The organism is Methylomonas rosea (genome assembly GCF_024505055.1).
Taxonomy (GTDB): Bacteria; Pseudomonadota; Gammaproteobacteria; order Methylococcales; family Methylomonadaceae; genus Methylomonas; species Methylomonas rosea.
Genome location: NZ_JANIBL010000037.1, coordinates 15,856 through 35,957, shown reverse-complemented (window position 1 = coordinate 35,957; position 20,102 = coordinate 15,856). Strand labels below are relative to the sequence as shown.

The following is a 20,102-nucleotide window of genomic DNA, read 5'->3' as shown; positions in this document are numbered from 1 at the left end:
ATTAACCTAGCTTTTTCGTTCGGTTTGATAGTTAAAAGTTGCGTTATATTTCTTCCTATTGCTTCCAAGGCGGTTATTAAAAATAACCGCCTTTTTTTTGCCTAAAATAAATTTTGGTTAGCGTTTGGGATTGAATTTAATCAGCTTGATTGCGTTTTCATCGCGCTTAATTATTTCAATGATGTGCCCATGTAACTTGACGCTGGTGCCCGGTTCCGGAATGGTTTCCATATATTCGATTACCAGGCCATTCAAGGTTTTCGGACCTTCGGTGGGTAAATCCCAATGAGTGATGCGATTGAGTTCGCGGATGGTTACGCCGGCATCCACCAGGTAGCTACCGTCTTTTTGCATCTTTATATCGGGTTCTTCGGAGACCAATTCGCCGACAATCTCTTGCAATAAGTCGTCGAGCGTTACCAATCCTTGTACGTCGCCATATTCGTCTACCACCAGACCAATACGGAGTTTTTCGGCCTTAAAGATTTGCATTTGTTTATGAATCGAGGTGCTGGCCGGTATGAAGAAAGGCTTGGATAGGCTATTGGTGATATTGTGTTTGTCAAAATCAGGGTCACTGATTTGCGCCAAAATCGTACGTAAATGTAGAAAACCTATCACCCGGTCTATATTTTTTTTGTATACCGGTAGGCGAGTATGTGGGCTGTTTTGTAACTGCTTGATAATATCTTCAACCGATTCTTCCAGATCAATACCGACAATTTCGTTACGATGGGTCATGATGTCGGTAACGCTGGCAGATTCCAGGTCTAAAATACTCAACAGCATATTTTGATAGCGCGTCGGCAAATGATTGGCATCCGAAACGATACTTTTTAACTCGTCTTTATTGAGCGATTCGATAGCCGTATTACTCGTGCTTTTAATGCCGAACGGCCATAATAACAGGCTGGATATAGAGTTAATCATCCATACCAAGGGATAAAATATTTTTAATAATGGAATGTAAATCCAGGAGGACACTAGCGCCAGTAACTCAGGCTTGAGTGCGCCCAAGGTTTTTGGGGTCACTTCGGAAAATACCAGCATGCCGAAAGTCAGCAGGCCGATAGCCGGGGCTATAGCGTTGTCTCCGCTAACGCGGATGGCGATCAAAGTTGTTAAGGAGGATGCCAGGATATTGACAAAATTGTTGCCCAGCAGAATAAGGCCTAGCAAACGCTCCGGCCTTTTCAGGAGTTGATGGGCTTTAATGGCGCCCTTATTATTTTTTTTTACCAAATGCTGCAACCGATAACGGTTCAGCGTCATCAGGGCGGTTTCAGAACCGGAAAAAAAAGCTGAAATGATCAGTAGGGCTGCCAGTATACCGAACAGTATACTCAAGGATATGTCGTTCAAGGCAACAGGGCTCTTGGCTATTAAACATTGGGCTAGTTTCTATGTTGTGGAAAATTTGTCAAGCCGCAAAATTGGATTGCTGATTAGTCAATCGATGTAAACAACATGAACTAAACTATGCAATAGCTTGAAATGGGGCCATTTTGACAATAACCGGATTCGATGCTTAACTTAAAATCAGCAACACCCTTCCGCCTTAAAACAACGTAGTTTGCAGAGATTATACGCATGGCTTTGCCAGAAATTTTGCTCATTGATGACAACACCCACCGCAGTCAGCAAGTGGAAGGTATACTCCGGTTTCTGGAATATCGGGTGGAGACGGTTGCCAGTAGCGATTTCGAAGCGCTGCTCAGAGAGCACGGTGGTTTCGATGCGATATTTGTCGGCTGCGGCGGCGATAAGCAAGCCAGCTTGATCAAAACCGTCACCGAAAGCGTCGGCGATATACCGGTGGTTTTGCTGGTGGACGCGGGTGGGCCGCAAGTGGTTAGCGCCATTCAACAAATGGTCAGCAAAACCTTAGAGTGGCCGACTGTTTACCCGCAATTGATTCAATTACTCGACAGCTTGCCGCAGCCCGCTCAAGCAACTAAAAAATCGCTACCGGATAAGGGTCTGGCGGGTAAAAGCAAAGCCATTCAAAAAACCCGCGCCCAAATTGATCAAGTCGCCAAATCCGACGCCACGGTGTTGATATTGGGCGAATCCGGAACGGGTAAGGAAGTGGTGGCGCAAGCGCTACATCGTGCATCCTCGCGCAGAGACAGGCCGTTCGTGCCGGTCAATTGCGGCGCCATTCCAGGCGAACTGCTGGAAAGCGAATTATTCGGTCATGAGAAGGGCGCATTCACCGGCGCGTTGACTTCGCGGCAAGGTCGTTTCGAAATGGCGGAAGGCGGTACGCTGTTTTTGGATGAAATTGGCGATATGCCGATGCCGATGCAGGTTAAGTTGTTAAGAGTATTGCAGGAACGCACCTTCGAGCGGGTCGGTAGCAATAAAACCATCCATTGCGATGTGCGTATTATTGCTGCGACGCATCGTCACTTGGAACAGGAAATCGCTGAAAAGCGCTTTCGTGAAGATTTATTTTACCGTCTGAACGTGTTTCCGATCGAAGTGCCCGCCTTGCGGGAAAGAGCGGAAGACATTCCTTATTTAATCAACGATTTGGTTGCGCGCATGGAAGCCGCCAACAGGGGAACCGTCAGTTTATTGCCCCGCGCAATCGCCACCTTGATGCAGCACAGTTGGCCCGGTAACGTCCGAGAGCTGTCTAATTTGATCGAGCGTTTAGCTATCATTAGTCCGGATGCTAGTGTCGACGTCGGGGATTTACCTGAAAAATTCCAGGGCTATGAAGTGCCGGAAGGCGTGCAGATTTCCTTGCCGGAGCAAGACATTCACATCGTGCGGCCGGCCGAGCGCGAAGCGCTGGCGATGCCGACTCCTGGCGCGGTCGCGGCCGTACATTTACCAGAACAAGGTATCGATCTTAAGGAATATCTGACCGATCTCGAGAACGAATTGATACGCCAGGCTCTGGAAGAATGCAATGGCGTTGTTGCCCATGCGGCCAAGCTGCTGAATATGCGTAGAACCACTCTCGTGGAAAAGCTGCGCAAAACCGATGCGGCTTAGACCGCTTAATGGCTCCCAATGAATACAATCGATGCAGAATCGTCGTCAGCCGCTCTGATACCGGAAATTGTCGCCAATATTGCCGGCATCCGCGAATTGCGCCGCGATATACACGCCCACCCGGAGTTGTGCTTCGAAGAGGTTCGTACCGAGGAGTTGGTGGCGGCAAAATTGACCGAATGGGGGATCCCGCTTCATCGTGGTTTGGGTAAAACCGGTGTAGTCGGGATTATCAAAGCAGGGAGTTCCGGTAATGCTATCGGCTTGCGTGCCGATATGGACGCCTTACCTATGCACGAGACCAACAACTTTGCGCATGCCTCACGGCACCCAGGCAAAATGCACGGCTGCGGGCATGACGGTCATACGGCTATGCTGTTGGCTGCGGCGCAATATCTTGCAACCCAGCGGCATTTTGATGGTACCGCCTATCTGATATTTCAACCCGCAGAAGAGGGTGGTGGCGGCGCCGATGAGATGATCAAGGACGGCCTGTTCGAATTGTTTCCGATGCAAGCGGTTTACGGCATGCATAATTGGCCTGAATTGCCGGCCGGACAATTTGCCGTCAGTCCCGGACCGGTGATGGCATCCTTGAATACCTTTCGCATCGTCGTCCGCGGCAAGGGCTGTCATGCGGCATTGCCGCATTTAGGATTGGACCCGGTACCGGTGGCGGCGCAAATGATTATGGCGTTTCAAACAATCTTGACTCGCAGCGCCAATCCCTTGGATAACGGTTTGATTTCGGTAACCATGGTGCACGCGGGCGAGGCAACCAATATCATCGCCGATACCTGCGAACTGGCGGGCACGGTACGCACATTCTCCACTCAACTGCTGGATTTGATCGAAACCCGCATGCGGGAGATAGCCCGGCATATTTGTCTGGCACACGGGATGGAATGTGATTTTGAATTTAAGCGTAGCTATCCGCCGACGGTTAATCACGGTCTGGCAGTCGAAACATCCCGTAGCGTAATGACCCGCATTGTCGGCGAGCGCCATGTTCTTGAGCAAAAAGCCACGATGGGTGCCGAGGATTTTGCGTTTATGCTGCAAAAATTACCCGGCAGCTACTGCTTCATCGGCAACGGCTCCGGCGATCATCGTAGTATTGGTCATGGCGCAGGCCCTTGTACCCTGCATAACACCAGTTACGATTTTAACGATGATATTTTGCCCTTGGGAGCGACGTATTGGGTGAGATTGGTGGAAGCGTGTCTGCCAGCTGAATAATAGGTTTCAAACGGCTTTTGCAGGACGTTATTCGGTGTCACACCGTGAAATACATTGGAGGCCCAGTTTAAGTGTGTGACACATGGCCGCTTAAAAAATAAATACCTTATCGACTCAGTTAAAACGCCTTTCGGCTGAGAAAATTGAGTAATAAAGCATCATACTGATGCAAATAGCACATAGACGGTACGGCATCGACCATAGCAATTTCATACCGCCCTGGAACTGCCATAGTTAACGATGCATATTCCGATACCAAACAGCTGGCGGCGCCGATGCGATTGGCTTTTTAGCCACGGCTGAGCCATTCAAACTTACCGCTCCCGCAAACTTTCTCCCACGTGTTCGATCAATGGGCTGAGGAAGTACTCGATCACTCGTCGTTGCCCGGTTTTGACTTCCACCGTCACCGCCATACCCGGTGTTAGGTTGACGGTTTTGTTTTCGACCGCCATGGTAGTGCGCGGCAGTTTGACTCGGGATGAGTAAATCAGGCCGCGCTTTTCGTTGTTGATGGCGTCACTGGAGACATGCGACACTTCGCCGTGCAGGGTGCCGTATTTGGTGTAAGGGAAGGTTTCGATTTTGATTTCGGCTTCCTGGCCTGGATTGACGAAGCCGATGTCCTTGTTTTCGACAAAGGCTTCGATTTCCATCGCTTGGTCGGCCGGGACCACGATCAGCAGCGGTTGCGCCGGGGTGACCACGCCGCCGACGGTGTGAATCGCCAGTTGCTGGACGATGCCGTCCACCGGTGCGGTTAGGGTCAGCAGTTGGCCGCGCTGGCGGGCCTTGATACCGGCCTGGGTGTAGGTTTCGATTTTCTGTTCGCTGTCGTGCAGCCTATCCAAAGCGGTTCGGCGGGCGGCGGCCAGCAGTTCGCTTTGTTGCTTGGCGGCTTCCTGAATCGCGGCGCCAAGTTCCTGTTGCTTTTCCCGCTGCGTCGCCAGTTCGCCTTCCTGCTCTATCCTGGCCTGTTCGCGTTCCAGGTAGTTGTGGCTGGAGACGAATTTTTTGGCTTGTAATTGTTGATAATCCTCAGCCAGTCGGCGGGCAATCGGTGCGGACTGCGCCAGTTTAGCCACAGTGGCCTGCACCGAACGCAAAGCCGCTTGACGGCTGGACTTGTCGGCTTCCAGGCGTTCCAGCTTACTGGTTAGTTCCTGCCATTCGCCATCCAACAGACGTTGTTCGTGTTGGACTTGTGCCGTAGGCATCGCGTCCGGCGCCTGGAGTTGCGGCTTTTGTTGTCTGCCGCTTTGCATGGCTGCCAGACTCTGTAAAAAGGCGCTGTCACGGGCCGCCGTCAGTTGGGCGGTGCGTAAATCGTTGGCAATACTAGCGGTATCGGCATCGGCAGCGGTCGCGTCCAGCTCGATCAGCACATCGCCGGCCTTGATCGCTTGGCCATCGTTGACGTGGATGGCTTTGACCGTGGCGGTTTCCAGTGGCTGGATGGTCTTGACCCTGTCGTTGGGGACAATCTTACCCTGGGCAGTGGCGACGATGTCGATCCGGCCGAAACAGGCCCACAGTACTGCCAACAGCGCAAAGCCGACCAACAGCCAGATCGCCACGCGGGGTGCCGGTGAGACGGGAGTTTCCTGTAAGGCCAGTGCAGCGGGCAGAAAGGCGCTTTCGTGCGCCAGACGAGGAACGCTGTCCAGTTCAGCGCGACGAGCCCAGACGTTTCGGAAGGCTTGTCGGTAGCGATGTAATAGATCCAGGCTTGCTTGAAGTTTCAACATCGTATTATCCCATCTGTAAGCGATTCAGCCGGCTGTAATGGCCCAACTCGTGGGTCAACAGTTCGCTATGGCTACCGGCTTCGACAATTTGGCCTCTATCCATCACCACGATGCGGTTGGCATCGCGTACCGCACTCAAGCGGTGGGCGATGATGATGACGGTACGACCCTGGCAGATGGCTTTCATATTGTTCTGGATGATGCGCTCGGATTCGTAGTCCAGCGCACTGGTGGCTTCGTCGAAGATCAAAATACGCGGATTGCTGATCAAGGCTCGGGCAATGGCGATACGTTGGCGTTGGCCGCCGGACAGGGTGGAGCCGTGTTCGCCGACCATGGTATCGTAGGCTTCCGGCAATTCCAGGATAAAATCGTGGGCGCCGGCCAGTTTGGCGGCGGCGATCACTTGCGGTAACGGTGCGCCGGGATCGGTCAAGGCGATGTTGTCGCGGATGCTGCGGTTGAACAACACGTTTTCCTGCAACACCACGCCGATCTGCCGGCGCAGGGACGAGACGTCGGCCAAGGCCAAATCCATGCCGTCCACCAACACCCGCCCACGTTCCGGTACGTACAGGCGTTGCAGCAATTTGGTCAAGGTACTCTTGCCGGAACCGGAACGGCCGACGATGCCGATAACTTCGCCGGCGGCGATGTCCAGACTGATGCCGCGCAGCACTTCCGAGCCGTCCGGGTTGTAGCGAAACACCACTTGGTCAAACTCGATTTTGCCCTGTATCGGCGGTAAGCTGCTCTTGTTCCCGGCCGCTTCGCCGCGGCTATTGAGAATATCGCCCAGCCGTTGCATGGAGATGCCGGTCTGCTGAAAGTCCGTCCATAGCTGCGATAGCCGCATCACCGGTTGCGCGACGTGGCCGGCCAGCATGTTGAAAGCAATCAACTGGCCGACGCTGAGTTCGCCGTCGATGACCAGGCGGGCGCCCAGCCACATCGTTGCAACAGTCACCAGTTTGCCGATCAAGGTCACACCGGCGTTGGCGAACAGGCCAACACTGGCGGTACGAAACCCGGCTGAGACGTAACCGGCCAGTTGCTTGTCCCAATGCCGTGTCAGTTGCGGCTCAACCGCCATGGCCTTGACGGTACCAATGCCGGAGATGGCTTCCACCAGAAAGGCCTGGTTCTCGGCGCCGCGATTGAATTTCTCGTGCAAGCGGCCGCGCAATAGCGGCGTGTATAACAGCGATAATAAGACGTAACAGGGCAAGGACACCAAGACGATCAAGGTCAGGTCCACGCTGTAATAGGCCATCACCGCCAGAAACACCACCGAGAACAACAAGTCCAACACCACCGTTACCGCATTGCCGGTCAGAAAGGCCCGAATGTTTTCCAATTCGCGCACCCGCGCCACTGAATCACCGACCCGGCGGGCTTCGAAGTAGGCCATCGGTAGATTCAACAGATGTCGAAACAGCCGGGCTCCCAGTTCGACATCGATGCGGCTGGTGGTGTGGGCAAACACATAGCCGCGCAAGCCGGTCAGCAACACTTCGAATAGGGTCACCACCAACAAGCCTATGGCGATCACGTCCAAGGTGGTAAAACCTCTATGCACCAATACCTTGTCCATCACCACCTGGAAGAACAACGGTGTGACCAAGGCAAACAGCTGCAAGACCAGACTGACCAGCAACACTTCCAGTAACAACTTGCGGTATTTGACGACGGCCGGGATAAACCAGGTGAAATCGAACTTGCCCAGTTCGGCAGCCAGCGAAGCCCGCGAGGTAAACAAGATCAGGGTACCGGACCAACGCTTAGCGAAAGCTTCTAACGGCATTTGTTCGGGGCGGGCAGCGGCCGGGTCGTGGATCAAGACTTGACCGTTATCGACGCGGGCCAGGACGAAAAACGTCCCATCAGATGAAACGGCCACCGCCGGCAGCGGTGTCTTATCCAGGCGGGCCAGTGAGGTCTTGACCCGCTTGGCCTGCAAACCCAACGTTTTGGCCGCCAGTAGAATATCGTCATCCCCAAATAGCTGACCACTGGGCCGAAACTGGTGAGCCAGCTGATCCGGATCGACAGCAACGCCGTGCAGACGGGCCAGCATCGCCAGGCAGGCCAAGCCGGTATCGAGGGGAGCGGCCGGAGCACCGCTAGGGGGAGAGATGGTTGTCATTGGATGTGCACTTTAGCTTGAAAGTAAAGAAAGAACAGTAAGTGGGATGTTGACGACCGGGGACGCTAGATAAAGGCTAAAGCAGAAATGAGTCAGACTGACTCATTTCTGCTCTTTACTGTTATCCAGCGCTTCACGCCTGTCGTTTAATGCCAATTCGCCGCAATCACCGGCGCCAGCGCGGTTTGGTAATCGGTCGGCAAGGTGGTTTGACCGGCGGCCGGCGGGGCAAACGCGGCCATCGCCGACACCAGGTTTTCCACCTGACTGTCCAGCAAGGTCAACGCACCGTCAGTAGTTTTGAACTGCTCGACGTGGTTGGCGGTGCCGGTATACCAGTCTTTCAACACTAGCTTATCCGAGGTACCGATGATATTGGCTTCCAGATTGTTACCGGAGTGGATGAACCACAACTGATCAGCGGTGATGCCGGACAGGAATTGGGCGATGTCGGTATTGCCGGCCGTGACATCGTTCTCCACGACCGTATCCGCAGCGTAGCCCCGACCCAGGACATAGGTATCGTTGCCGGTGCCGCCGGTCAGCGTATCCGCGCCTGCGCCGCCATCCAGGGTGTCGTTACCGGCCGCGCCGGATAGGCTGTTGACGGCGCTGTTACCCTTGAGCTCGTTGTTCAACGCGTTGCCTGTACCATTGATGGCTGTTGAGCCGGTCAAGGTCAGGTTTTCCAATTCGGCACCCAAGGTCCATGAGACGGAAGACTCGACCGTATCGATACCGCTATTGGCGTTTTCCACTATCACATCGCTACCGTTATCAACCACGTAGGTGTCGTTGCCGAGGCCTCCGGCTAATCGGTCGATGCCCAAACCGCCATCCAGCCGGTTGTCCGCCGCATTCCCCAGTAAGGTGTTGTCCAACGCGTTGCCGATGGCGTTGATGATGGTCGAACCGGTTAAGGTCAGATTTTCAACATTGGCGGCTTGACTCAGATCGTAGCTGATGCTGCTCTGCACAAGATCGATACCCGCATTTGCCGCTTCGATCACGCTGTCGCCAGCTTCGCCGACGATATAGATGTCGTTGCCTAAACCGCCGGCCATTGTATCCGCGCCGCTTCCGCCGTCCAATCGATCATTGCCGTCCAGGTTGAAACGTAGCGCGCCGTTCCACGGCATCACCCCTTGGCCGGCAATCAGATTTTTACCGTCTAAAGCCCCCGTACCCGCGCCGATATCGTAATAAACGCCGTCGGCGGTATTCGCGATACTCTGCCCGTTAACTGTGATGGTATTGATATACAAGTTGCGGTCCTGATGTGGCGAGGCTATCGCGGCATCGTTGCTAAAGGCGATATCGATAAGATGCGCGCCGATACCCAGTAAACCAGGATCAACGATGTAATCTTGATAAGCAGCGGTGTTGGTAACGCTGAAGGTGGTTTTCAACACACCGTCGATATACACGTCCATCCGGGCTCCGATGCCATCGTTCAACAAATTGGCCTTGGCGTTGATCACCAATTGGTTAACAAGCGTGGCCGGCACGGCATCGATGACATCGCCGCCGTATAGCACATCATTACCGGCCCCACCATTAACGCTGTCGTTACCGGCTTGACCTTTCAGGGTGTCGTCGCCGGCATCGCCATTCAGGGTGTTGTTGCCGACGTTGCCTTCCAGGATATTGTTCAGCATATTGCCGGTCGCATTAATTGCGGCAGTGCCGGTCAAGGAAAGATTTTCGACGTTGGCGGACAAGCTGTAACTCACCTCTGACAACACGGTATCGGTGCCTTCGCCGCTGTTTTCCACGACGACATCGCCGATGTTGTCGACCATATAGTAGTCATTGCCTTGACCTCCGACCATGCGATCAACCCCCAGATCACCGTCCAGCCAATTGCCAGCCATGCTGCCAAAGAGGGTATTGTTTAGTGCATTACCGGTGCCATCTAGCGCATCTGCTCCCACCAGCATAAGGTTTTCAACATTAGCGGCGTTTTTCAAGTCATAGTCTATGGTGCTCTGCACCATATCTATACCGCTGTCGATATGTTCATCGATTACATCGGCAACATCGTCAACGATGTATATATCGTTCCCGAATCCGCCTATCATGGTGTCCGCGCCTATGCCGCCATCCAGCCGGTCGTTGCCATCCAGATTGAAGCGCAAAGCACCGTTCCACGGCATTGTCACTTGACCGGCCAACAAGTTTTGACCGTCCAGCGCCGTGGTCCCAGCGCCAATGTCGTAATAAACGCCGGCGGCAGTGGTGGCAATGGCGACGCCATTCAGAACAATACCGCTCACAAACAGATTGCGGTCTTGCGCCGGCGTGCCCGCAATGGCGCTATCGTTGCTGAAAGCCACCTCGATCCGGTGTCCTTCGACACCCAGCAATGCCGGGTCTACCGTGTAGGCTTGATAGTTTTGGGTATTGGTGACACTAAAGCTGGTTTTAAGTAGGCCATCGATATACACATCCATCCGCGCACCGACTCCGTCGTTCAGTAAACTAGCCTTGGCATTGATGACTAACTGAGTGATCGGTGTGGCCATCGCACTGTCTTCTATATCACCACCGTAAAGCAGATCGTCACCGGCTCCACCATTTAATATATCGTCACCTAAACCACCGATCAGCTTATCGGTGCCTGATCCGCCATCCAGTTGATCGGATCCGACCAGACCGATTAATTCATCGGCCAGAGCCGTTCCCAACAGACTGTCGCTGCTCGTGGTCCCCGTGACTTTATTAATAGGATTTGCGGTTAACATAAAGCTATTGCTGATCGATGCGCCGAATCGATCAGTGGCAGTAACTTTAACGTTCCACCAATCGCTGGGTGAGTAAAGATCCGTAGCGCCGCTAAAAGGCGGTGTTCCGCTAAAGGTCAAGGTTTCCGGATCAAAATTCAACCACCCAGGCCAGCCATCATAGCTATAGCGCAAGCTGTCTCCGGCATCGAGATCGACAAATGCATTCTGTGGAATAGTGTAAGAAAAAGGCATATCTTCCGTAGCCACTTGATCGGCCAACGGGGTGTTAATGAGGGGGCTATGTTCAGGGGATGGTCCGGCTAGCGACAGCATTTGTGCCATTGTCATCTGACTACCATCGGCAAATTTGAAGTATTCAATGCCTATCTGCTCGGCGTCGTTTCTATCGGCGCGCGGTATGACAATTCTGACGGTAGAATTCGGTTGCCAGGTAATATCCAAGGTTTGATACCACTGAGTGCCGCCATCAACCGCCGAGATCAATGCCTCCTCGTTCCAAGCAAAATTGAAGTTAGATAGACTGACACCGTCACCGAACACAACAGTATCGTTATTTCCGCCATAATCTCCACCATAGTCACCGCCATAGCTTCCTCCATAACCGCCGCCATAACTTCCTCCATAATCACCGCCGTAACCGCCGCTACTGTATCCACCGTACCCCAAGTCATACAGCAAATCTGTCCCGACTTCATCCGCAAGAAAGTAATAGCTGTCATCACCAATCCCACCCTCCAGGCGGTCATCACCGGCTCCGCCGAACAGCCAATCGTCGCTGGCGTTGCCAATTAGCGTATCCGCGCCAAACCCACCATACAAATCGTCGGCCCCTGATAATCCTTGCAGCTCGTCAGCGCCCACCGTACCCACCACAATATTGTCACCTGGACGGCCCAGAGTAGGTCGAACCGGCACATTGGCAGACGCCAACATTTGCGTCATTCTCATGCGGCTGCCATCGGCAAACTCAAAATACTCGATGCCGGTTTGCTCCCAATCGTTGCTGACAACGGTGTCTCCGCCACTATTGAGAAATGGTGTGGGCATGACTATTCTGGCTACCGAGCCGGGTTGCCAGGTGACGTCCAAGGTTTGAAACATCCGGACGCGCGATTCGTTGTAACTACCGTAGGTATAGCCTGGCAATGCTTCGCTGCCCCAAGAGAAACTAAGATCGGCCAGTGTGATACCTTCACCGAACACTACGGTGTCATTTTCTACCGGGCCACCATAGCCCACGTCATACACCAGATCGGTGCCGGTGTCGCCTGCGAGAAAGTAGTAACGATCATCGCCGGTTTCACCGCGTAGCGTGTCGTCGCCTCTGCCGCCGACGATGGTATCTCTACCGAAACCACCGACAATCAAATCGTTACCCACACCACCATCCAAGAAAAGTTGGCTACTGAACGACTGATTGCCAATCGAAACACCATAACCATATACCCGAATGGTGTCATTGCCGGCCCCGCCTTGCACAATGCCTAAGTCGCCCGAATATCGAATGGTGTTATCACTATCGCCTGCCGTGACCTGGTCGATGATGATAGCCGAGTTCGCTACGGACATGGACAGCGTAGTCGGATAGTTACCCAGTTGGAAAAAGTTTTGCGCCTGAACATTGTCGGCACTGTAACCCGTACCGTCCGCGGGCGTCATCGACCGTACCGTGCCGGTATAGTGGGTCGTCGTGGTGGTGGCGGTATACAGCGGGGTTTCGGTAAACACATAAGGATTTTCCATACCGCTAACCCCTAGCGATAGAATAAGACTAACTAATTGCTCCGTAGTGTACAGATAGTGTCCGGTTGTCGAGGAGTAAACGCGTGAGCTTGAAGCCACTTCCGGCCCGCTCCAGTCGACGATTAAGTTCTTAACAATGGAAGCAGATGAACCGACTTCATAGGTAATATTGGCGCTGTCGCTTACATAAGGTATAAAATTGACGCCACCAATCGCCACTGCCGGCCGATTAAATGTGTAGCTAGCCTCATTCGACGGAACCCATCCGCCGTAACCGTTGGCCCGCGCATAACTGGTCACCGTTTGGCTAATGTCAAATTGAAAAGACATCTCTCCGGAGGTGGTTACGATACCTGCCGCTTTTTGCGCCTGAGTGACGCTATCTCGAACATCCGCGAGCCAATGGTCCTGCAACGCTTCCATCTCACTACGACTGGCCAGATAGGCTGCGTTGTTGGATAGCAGCTCGGCAACGCTAAGCGATGTACCTGACTGTGTTTTAACTTGCCAATCGTGATTTTGCGTATAAAAATCTTTCAAGATCATGCTGTCGCCGGCACCGCTGACGCTCAGTAATAAGTCGTCGCCGACGCGGGTACCGGCCAAACGCGATAAATCGTAATCGTTAAGTTCGATGATAGAGGTTTCGCCGGCCACTTCGAATATTTGATCTGCGCCGCTGTTCATGGCAAACACGTAGCTATCCGTACCCGTTTCGCCATACAGTTCGTCGTTGCCGCCGTTACCAGCCAACAGATCGTTGCCGTTGCCGCCTCGCAGAATGTCGCGAAACGCACTCCCGACCAAACTGTCATCGTCGGCACCGCCAAGCTGCGGCGCTAACGGCAGTGCCAGCAGACTATCGGCATTGACTTGCTGGCCATCGGCAAACACGAAATTTTCCACGCGCTGAGCGGGATCCGCATACCAGCCGACCACGGTGATGGCATCGGCCAGGCCGGCGACGCTGAGCGACAAATCTCCATTGGCCCGGTGGCTAAAGACCACGTCGCTTACCTCAATGCCGGGACCGAACACGACGCGGTCTTGCGAGCTTTGGCCGGCATTGGCGCCATCGGTTTCTTGAATGATGTCGTGGCCGTCGCCCAGTCGATAGTGGTAGTCGTCGGACCCCAAGCCGCCGAGCAATTGGTCGTTGTCGGCACCGCCCCACAGTGTGTCGTTGCCGGCATTGCCGGAAAGACTGTCGGCAGCGCGTCCGCCGAACAAAGTGTTATCGCTGTCATCGCCGGTTTGGGTGACGATATCGGTGCGAAAATTCAACACGAATTCCTCCGCACTCATTTGGCTGCCGTCGGCAAATTCGAAGCGGTATGTCGTCAGTCCTTGGGTGAGGGTGGCCAGTTCGACGCCGGCCACTTTCAAGGTCAGCGCGGCTTGGCCGGCAATAGTAACAACCGCAACATTTAACTGAGCCCGGTCGAGGTCGGTGCCGAAACGGATCAGATTTTGGCCTTGGCTATCGGTAATCAGATCGGGAGCGGCATTGGTATCCAGTTGATACACGTCGTTACCGGCACCACCCAGCAGCAAGTCCTGGCCCGCGCCGCCGATCAAGGTGTCGTCACCGTCGCCACCATACAGGATGTCGTTGCCGGCCCCACCGTTCAGGGTGTCATCGCCTGCGTAGCCATAGAGTTTGTCGGCACCCAAAGCGCCGCTGAGTGCGTCGTTGCCCGCACCGCCGTGGAGTGTGTCGTTGCCAGCACCGCCGTATAAGCGCCCGCCGTTGTCGTCCAGCCCCAGCGAAACGGCAGTGGTGAGGGTGTTGCCAATCATGGCCTCAAGATCAATGATCGCGTTATTTGCAAATTTTAAGTTGTAATGGGTACCGTAAAACACATTGGCCAGGTTCAGCACGTCGCCGTTATCCAGCTTGACGGCCAAGCTTGAGTTTCCGGTTTTGCTGAGGGCGCCTGTCGCAGCCAGCCCGTTTGCACCTAACAGTTCGATAGTGTCGCTGCCTTGGTTGTCAAAGATCACGTCCTCCGCAGTGAGATCCGAGTAAGTGTCGTCGCCTGCACCGCCATCGAAATAATCCACACCGGCGCCGCCGGTAAGCGTATCGTTGCCTGCGCCGCCGAGTAAAGTGTCGTTATCGGCACCGCCATCGAGTAAATCATCGCCACTGTCACCGATCAAGGTGTCGTCACCTTCTTCGCCGAATAATTGGTCATTGCCTTGATATTGGCTATCAATACCTTCGGCATCCCCTTGTAGATAGTCATTTCCCGAACCGCCATAAATCGTATCGGCACCGCCTTCGCCAAAAACGGTATCGTTACCGCCCTTGGCATCGATGAAGTCATTGCCGTGATAATAGGCGGTGTAGCCCACACGCATATCGTCGCCTTCGATGATGTCGTTAGTATTGCCACCCATAATGGTATCGCTGCCACCACCACCGCGAGCGAATTGTTGGATTTGCCCATCCCCCAAATCCAGGTAGTCGTCACCGTGTTGGTCCGGACTGGAGTTCAGGTCGCCGTCCAAGCCATCGTCGTCGGCACCGCCGTAGACCGTATCGTTACCGGCGCCGCCGTCGAGGGAGTCCATGCCGTTCTCGCCGTAAATGACGTCGTCACCGCGCCCGCCCATGACCCAGTCGCCGCCGTCGCCGCCGTAGACGATGTCGTCTCCGCCCAGACCGGTATCCAATAGACCGGTCACCGGACTCAATCCTGTGCCGATATTCCAAGTCGGCGAGGTTTCGTCGGCGGCCGGGTAGGTTTGGTCGGTGTTTTTGAACGTCCAGTCGTTGGTATTCGTTATGAAATCCGCATCGGCGAAGATAATGTCGTTACCGGCGCCGCCTTCCAGCCAGTCGCTGCCTTCGCCGCCCATCAAGGCATCGGAACGACCGCCGCCGATCGTCATATCGTCGCCGCTGCCGCCGCTGAGGAAGTCGCCCAGGCGGTCGGCCGGGACCGAGCCGAGAACGGATTCGGCGTTTTGTTCGTCGGCGTAGAGCACGTCGTTGCCTGTGCCGCCTTGCAGGATGTCGCGGCCGGCGCCACCGTCCAATACGTCGTTGCCCTTGCCGCCATCCAATAAATCGTTGCCGCTGCCGCCGTACAAAATATCGTTACCGCCCAGTGCCGCCGCCTGAACGACGGCCCCGTTGAGTTGCTGGCGGTGATGGGTCACTCCGTCTTCGTCCAGCTCGGCAATACTGGTCACGGACCAAGCGCCGCTCGCATTGGCGATACCGCCATCGCCGTAGAGCAAATCGTCGTCGCCGCCACCGAGCAAAATATCCGCGCCGTCCCCGCCGGCCAGGGCGTCTCGGCCATTGCTGCCGTAGAGTTGATCGCTACCTGCACCGCTGCTCAACAAGTCGCCACGTTGTCCGGTTCCCGTTGCGGATTGGCCTTGGTTGTATAGAGTTTGGAAGTCTTGTTGTTGATCAGCGTAGAGTTGATTGTCGCCGCCGCGATTGGCTAGCAGGATGTCGCTGCCGCCCAGGCCTTGCAGCAAGTCGTTGCCGGTGTCGTCGTACAAGGTATCTTCTCGGCCGGGATCGGCTTCTGCACCAACGATGACGTTACCCAGGGCATCGGTGCCAATCTGAATGCCAGCGGTGTTGGGGTCTTGGTCTAGGGGTTTGAGGTCGCCGGACAGCTTTAAACCATTTGGCGTAGTGGGTACTTGACCCGCGCCGAGACTAATGCCCAATTCGCCTTCGGCCCAGTTTTTGACGATTAAGGTATTACTTGCCGTGGCGATCAATAAGTCCTGGGTGCCATTGGCATGAACTACCAGGTTATAACCGATGTTGTGCTGGAGATCGTTCCACGTGTTACCGGCATGCAGCCATTGGCTGGCATCGATACCGGTCTGGCCCTTGGCCTGAATCCCATCCAGGGTAATTTTGCCTAGGCCATCGGTGTCCAGGACGGTGTCCATGCCATCGCCGGCGATGAAGGCGTAGATGTCGCTGCCAGTACCGCCTTCCAGGTAGTCGTTGCCCTTGCCGCCGGTGATTAGGTCGTCGCCCCCGCCGCCGTATAGCCTGTCAACGGCATCGCTACCGAAAAGTTGCTCTGCGTTCTTTGAACCGAAAACGATTTGATGATCGTCCGAGAATAAATTTAAGTCGTCAATGACAAGTTTTAGCGGCTCGCCATCGACAATCGAGGCATTGTCGGTATAAGTCCAATTACCTGAAAGTTGCAGGCTATCCCATGCATCGCTATAGGATTTATCCTTATAAAGTTTGAAAGCCTCACTCGCTAAATAGGCGCTAGGAATGAACGGATTGCTCGCTGTTACTAGAGTGACTGCGGATAGGAAATTGGCTGCAATCAAATCGTTGTAATCGTGTTTACCACCGTCGTATTTGAGTTTCCAATCCAGCATCGCGGCTCGGTCTCTAAGATACTGCTCGGTAAGCTCGCCGGTACCATTGGCCGGGTTATACAAATCCAGCTCGCCGTTTGCATTTGCCGATGCATAATCGAGGCCGGTCACGATGAAAGGATTGAGTTCGACCAATGCAAAACGGTAGGCCAAGCCTTCGGCATCGTTTTGAGACGCTTTGCTTATGATGCCGGAGGTATCCGCGTCGCTTAGCACGGTCAAAGCGAAACTCTTACCTGCCGCTGTCAGTAAGGTTATTTCTTGTCTAATGTCCGCCAATTTCTGATGCAGAGCATTGCGCGAAGCAATGTTTGCCCAGGAATTGCCGTCGGTGATGTTAACCGTGGCGCCGGTCGCGTCGTCGGTGTAACTAGCATTGCTCAACTTTGGGTCCTTACCGAGAATGGCTTTGGATAACTTATCGACCAAAATCTCCAAGGTGTCGCCTTCGGATTTGCCTTGCGTACCCAATAAAGTTTCGGTATTACGGTTGTTGGCCGATTGGATCAGGCTGTTCAATTGTTCCAGAGTGATATTGGAATCGAGCGCCGCGAAGGTATCCATCACCGTCAACGAATCAATCATCAACACCAGGCTGTGCGTATCGCCGAAATCGTTGACGTCCCACTTATCGGTCAAGGTCAAAAGTTTCAAATTCAAGTGGAAGTTATCGATCAAGTCGGCAGCGTGTTCGGGCGTGCCTCGCAACAAGGGTTGATCTTCGATCTGAACAATGGCTTGATCGGTGGTATGCCGATAACCGCTGACGGCCACGGCCGAAAATCCTGAGCCCGCCACTTCGGTCATTTTATCCGACAAGTTCGGATTGCCTTGTAACACATCCGTAAAAGGCACGGAGCCGCCCAGCGGCGCGCCGGTGGTCGCACCTTCCTGAGCCAATAGCATGGCAAAATGAAACCGCCAATCGCCCATCACGCCTAAAGGCGATTGGTTGGCTTGACCTGCGCTGCTGTGCAAGTCTGTAACCCGGTGCCATTCTTGTATGACATTGTCAGCGGCGGTAAGCGCTTTGGCGTACAAATCGGGCCTTAATCCGATTTTCTCGGCCAGCACGGCATTGTCAGGATGGCCGTCTTGCCACAGTTGATCGAAAGTCTGCATGACTTGGCTGAGACTGGCGCCATTGTTTAAGCCCCCTGTGCCGGCTGAGTTGAACAGATAGGCATGGTCGATTGTAATCGGCAAATTTCGTTCCTGGGCCAACATCGCAAAGGCGGTGGCCAAGTGGCCGCCCAAGGAATAGCCGGTGAGGGTGACATGCGCATCGGCAGGTAAATTCAAGCCTTCGAACCATTTCATCATGTCGCTGATCTGACCGAAGGCCCAGCCGTAATCGCTGATCGAATTATTGGTGCCGAAACTGTCGCGGATGTTGTCGTCGACGAATTCGGTGCTGCGGAAGGAGATGACGTATTCGTTGGCAGTATCCTTGCTTTGGAACAGCGTGCCGCTGAAGCCGGTGTCGGTGTTGGCTTGTTGGGCCAGGACATTCCAGTTGGTTTTGAAATCCTTGATTTCAGTTTCGGTGAGTATGCTGGTGTGTTTATTGCCTTCTTTCAACGCCTGATTAAGTTCGTCAGAACCTGGTAAATAGATATTTCCAAACTGATCGGTTAAAAATGCCTCTGCAACTACTTGCAGTTGCATATATTTCAAATACGTCGTTATTGGCGATGCGGTCATTGGCTTTCTCCTGATCTGGGATGTAATATTTTTAATATGAAATCATGCTTGGAATGTCCTACCACTCTTTGTGCAGGACACGACCAGCCTCGTTCTGTTTTTGCAAATGACCAAGGCTGCCGGTATGCGGCCGCGCTGCCGCCGCCGCGATCATGCAAATAACCGATGCGCTGGCCCAGCAATTCGCCGGTTTCAAGATCGATCACTTTCAAGGCACTGCCGGCGATCCACATCTTGCGTTCTTCAGGGGTTTCCAGATCGTCGTAGGTCACGCCATAACGCGGCGGGGGATTGCCGGCAGGTTCGCGGCTCAATACGAATTGGACTCGGACGCTGTCTATCCAATTAACCGGTTCCAGCATCTCTCGGGGGATGTATCCCCATTGATCAATCAGTTTGCTCCATTTATTCCAATCATTCGTATCGACTTTTTGCCAGCTGCCGGTATAGCGGTAGCGTTGGTGGTCTGCCGGATCGATGGCTTCGACGTAGCGGAATGCCGGTAATGGTTTGATGTTTTTGACATCTTCAATTGTCGACCGGTCGGAAATCGCTTTGTCCCGTAAAAATGATGCTATGTAGCCGTCGAAGCTCATATAGCCGGTCTCATGGCTGTTTTTATAGAGCCCACTTCTGTCGAAATCCCCCAAGCTTTCATAAGGACTCTTGGCATCGTTGCTGTACTGACTGATGCCGGAATTTTCATCGAACTCGAGCTTCATCAAAAACACACCGTCGACATCGTCAACCGTCCGGTAAATCTTCTCACCGGCGCCTTTACACAGTTCGTGATAACGCTCCAGCGCCTTAGCCATCGTGGTGCGTTTGGCGGCGCGCTGAGTTTCAATCAGTTGGTGTCTTTGGTAGTTTTGATAGAGCTTGTAAGCCACCGGCACCAGGAATATCAGCAACAACACGCCCATCGCCAGGTGTCGGAGCTTAGGGTTGGCGATATTGCGCCGGGCGGCCGAAACGCTTAACCACAGCACAACCAAAAAAGTAGCGACACCGCCTATCGCCACTGCCCAGACGATCAACCGCAGGGTCCCCGGGGCGATAAACAAATTTAAAAGTTCCCAACCCATATCTTAATCTCAGTAATTGGCAAGGCCGTAAGGCGAAAGAAGCAGCCGCACCGTATGGATGCTTTTGCCGTCGTATGCAATTTCATATTAATCTCGGTTATACCCGTCGACATCCAAAGCGTCACCACTTCCGAAAGAAGCAGAATATATCGTGCAAAGGCGGGTAAGAGTCTGGCAAGCACGCTCCCTGTTGATAACCGGTTCCATAAAATGTAGTTAGAGGCTTAAGTGGGTTGCGGTTGTGTTTTATCGGGCCAGCCCGTTGTTGCCGGTAACAATCCGCGTTAGCGCATTATCCAGGAAA

General features: G+C 53.8%; 7 protein-coding genes. 2 read left to right on the top strand and 5 right to left on the bottom strand.

Annotated elements, in window-relative coordinates:
• Positions 1 to 117: 117 nt before the first annotated feature.
• Positions 118 to 1,362, bottom strand: a complete 1,245-nt coding sequence (locus NP589_RS12775; protein ID WP_256607341.1) for an HlyC/CorC family transporter — start codon at positions 1,360 to 1,362, stop codon at positions 118 to 120.
• A gap of 228 nt (positions 1,363 to 1,590) precedes the next feature.
• Between NP589_RS12775 and NP589_RS12770 the strand changes: the two genes are divergently transcribed.
• Both NP589_RS12770 and NP589_RS12765 read left to right on the top strand, forming a co-directional pair.
• Positions 1,591 to 3,006 (top strand): sigma-54 dependent transcriptional regulator, encoded by a 1,416-nt coding sequence (locus NP589_RS12770; protein WP_256607340.1) that lies wholly within the window; start codon positions 1,591 to 1,593, stop codon positions 3,004 to 3,006.
• Between the two features lie 18 nt (positions 3,007 to 3,024).
• Positions 3,025 to 4,245 (top strand): M20 aminoacylase family protein, encoded by a 1,221-nt coding sequence (locus NP589_RS12765; RefSeq protein WP_256607339.1) that lies wholly within the window; start codon positions 3,025 to 3,027, stop codon positions 4,243 to 4,245.
• A 314-nt stretch (positions 4,246 to 4,559) separates the two neighbouring features.
• On the opposite strand, the gene NP589_RS12760 is transcribed toward NP589_RS12765, so the two are convergent.
• From NP589_RS12760 to NP589_RS12735, 4 genes are all read right to left on the bottom strand, one after another.
• Positions 4,560 to 5,993 (bottom strand): HlyD family type I secretion periplasmic adaptor subunit, encoded by a 1,434-nt coding sequence (locus NP589_RS12760; RefSeq protein ID WP_256607338.1) that lies wholly within the window; start codon positions 5,991 to 5,993, stop codon positions 4,560 to 4,562.
• Positions 5,994 to 5,997: 4 nt separating this feature from the next.
• On the bottom strand, positions 5,998 to 8,139 hold the full coding sequence (locus NP589_RS12755) for a type I secretion system permease/ATPase (protein WP_256607337.1): 2,142 nt from the start codon (positions 8,137 to 8,139) through the stop codon (positions 5,998 to 6,000).
• 146 nt (positions 8,140 to 8,285) lie between these two features.
• Positions 8,286 to 18,713 carry a calcium-binding protein gene (locus NP589_RS21670; RefSeq protein WP_305891001.1) on the bottom strand — a complete coding sequence of 3,476 codons (10,428 nt, stop codon included), beginning with the start codon at positions 18,711 to 18,713 and terminating at the stop codon, positions 8,286 to 8,288.
• Positions 18,710 to 19,798, bottom strand: coding sequence for a hypothetical protein (locus tag NP589_RS12735; RefSeq protein WP_256607336.1), 1,089 nt, complete (start codon positions 19,796 to 19,798; stop codon positions 18,710 to 18,712). Before NP589_RS12735 ends, NP589_RS21670 begins: the two co-directional genes overlap by 4 nt.
• Positions 19,799 to 20,102 lie beyond the last annotated feature (304 nt).

Bases quoted from the DNA above. Each gene is read 5' to 3' on its own strand.
- NP589_RS21670 (WP_305891001.1), bottom strand. From the start codon at position 18,713: ATGACCGCATCGCCAATAACGACGTATTTGAAATATATGCAACTGCAA.
- NP589_RS12760 (WP_256607338.1), bottom strand. From the start codon at position 5,993: ATGTTGAAACTTCAAGCAAGCCTGGATCTATTACATCGCTACCGACAA.
- NP589_RS12755 (WP_256607337.1), bottom strand. From the start codon at position 8,139: ATGACAACCATCTCTCCCCCTAGCGGTGCTCCGGCCGCTCCCCTCGAT.
- NP589_RS12765 (WP_256607339.1), top strand. From the start codon at position 3,025: ATGAATACAATCGATGCAGAATCGTCGTCAGCCGCTCTGATACCGGAA.
- NP589_RS12735 (WP_256607336.1), bottom strand. From the start codon at position 19,798: ATGGGTTGGGAACTTTTAAATTTGTTTATCGCCCCGGGGACCCTGCGG.
- NP589_RS12770 (WP_256607340.1), top strand. From the start codon at position 1,591: ATGGCTTTGCCAGAAATTTTGCTCATTGATGACAACACCCACCGCAGT.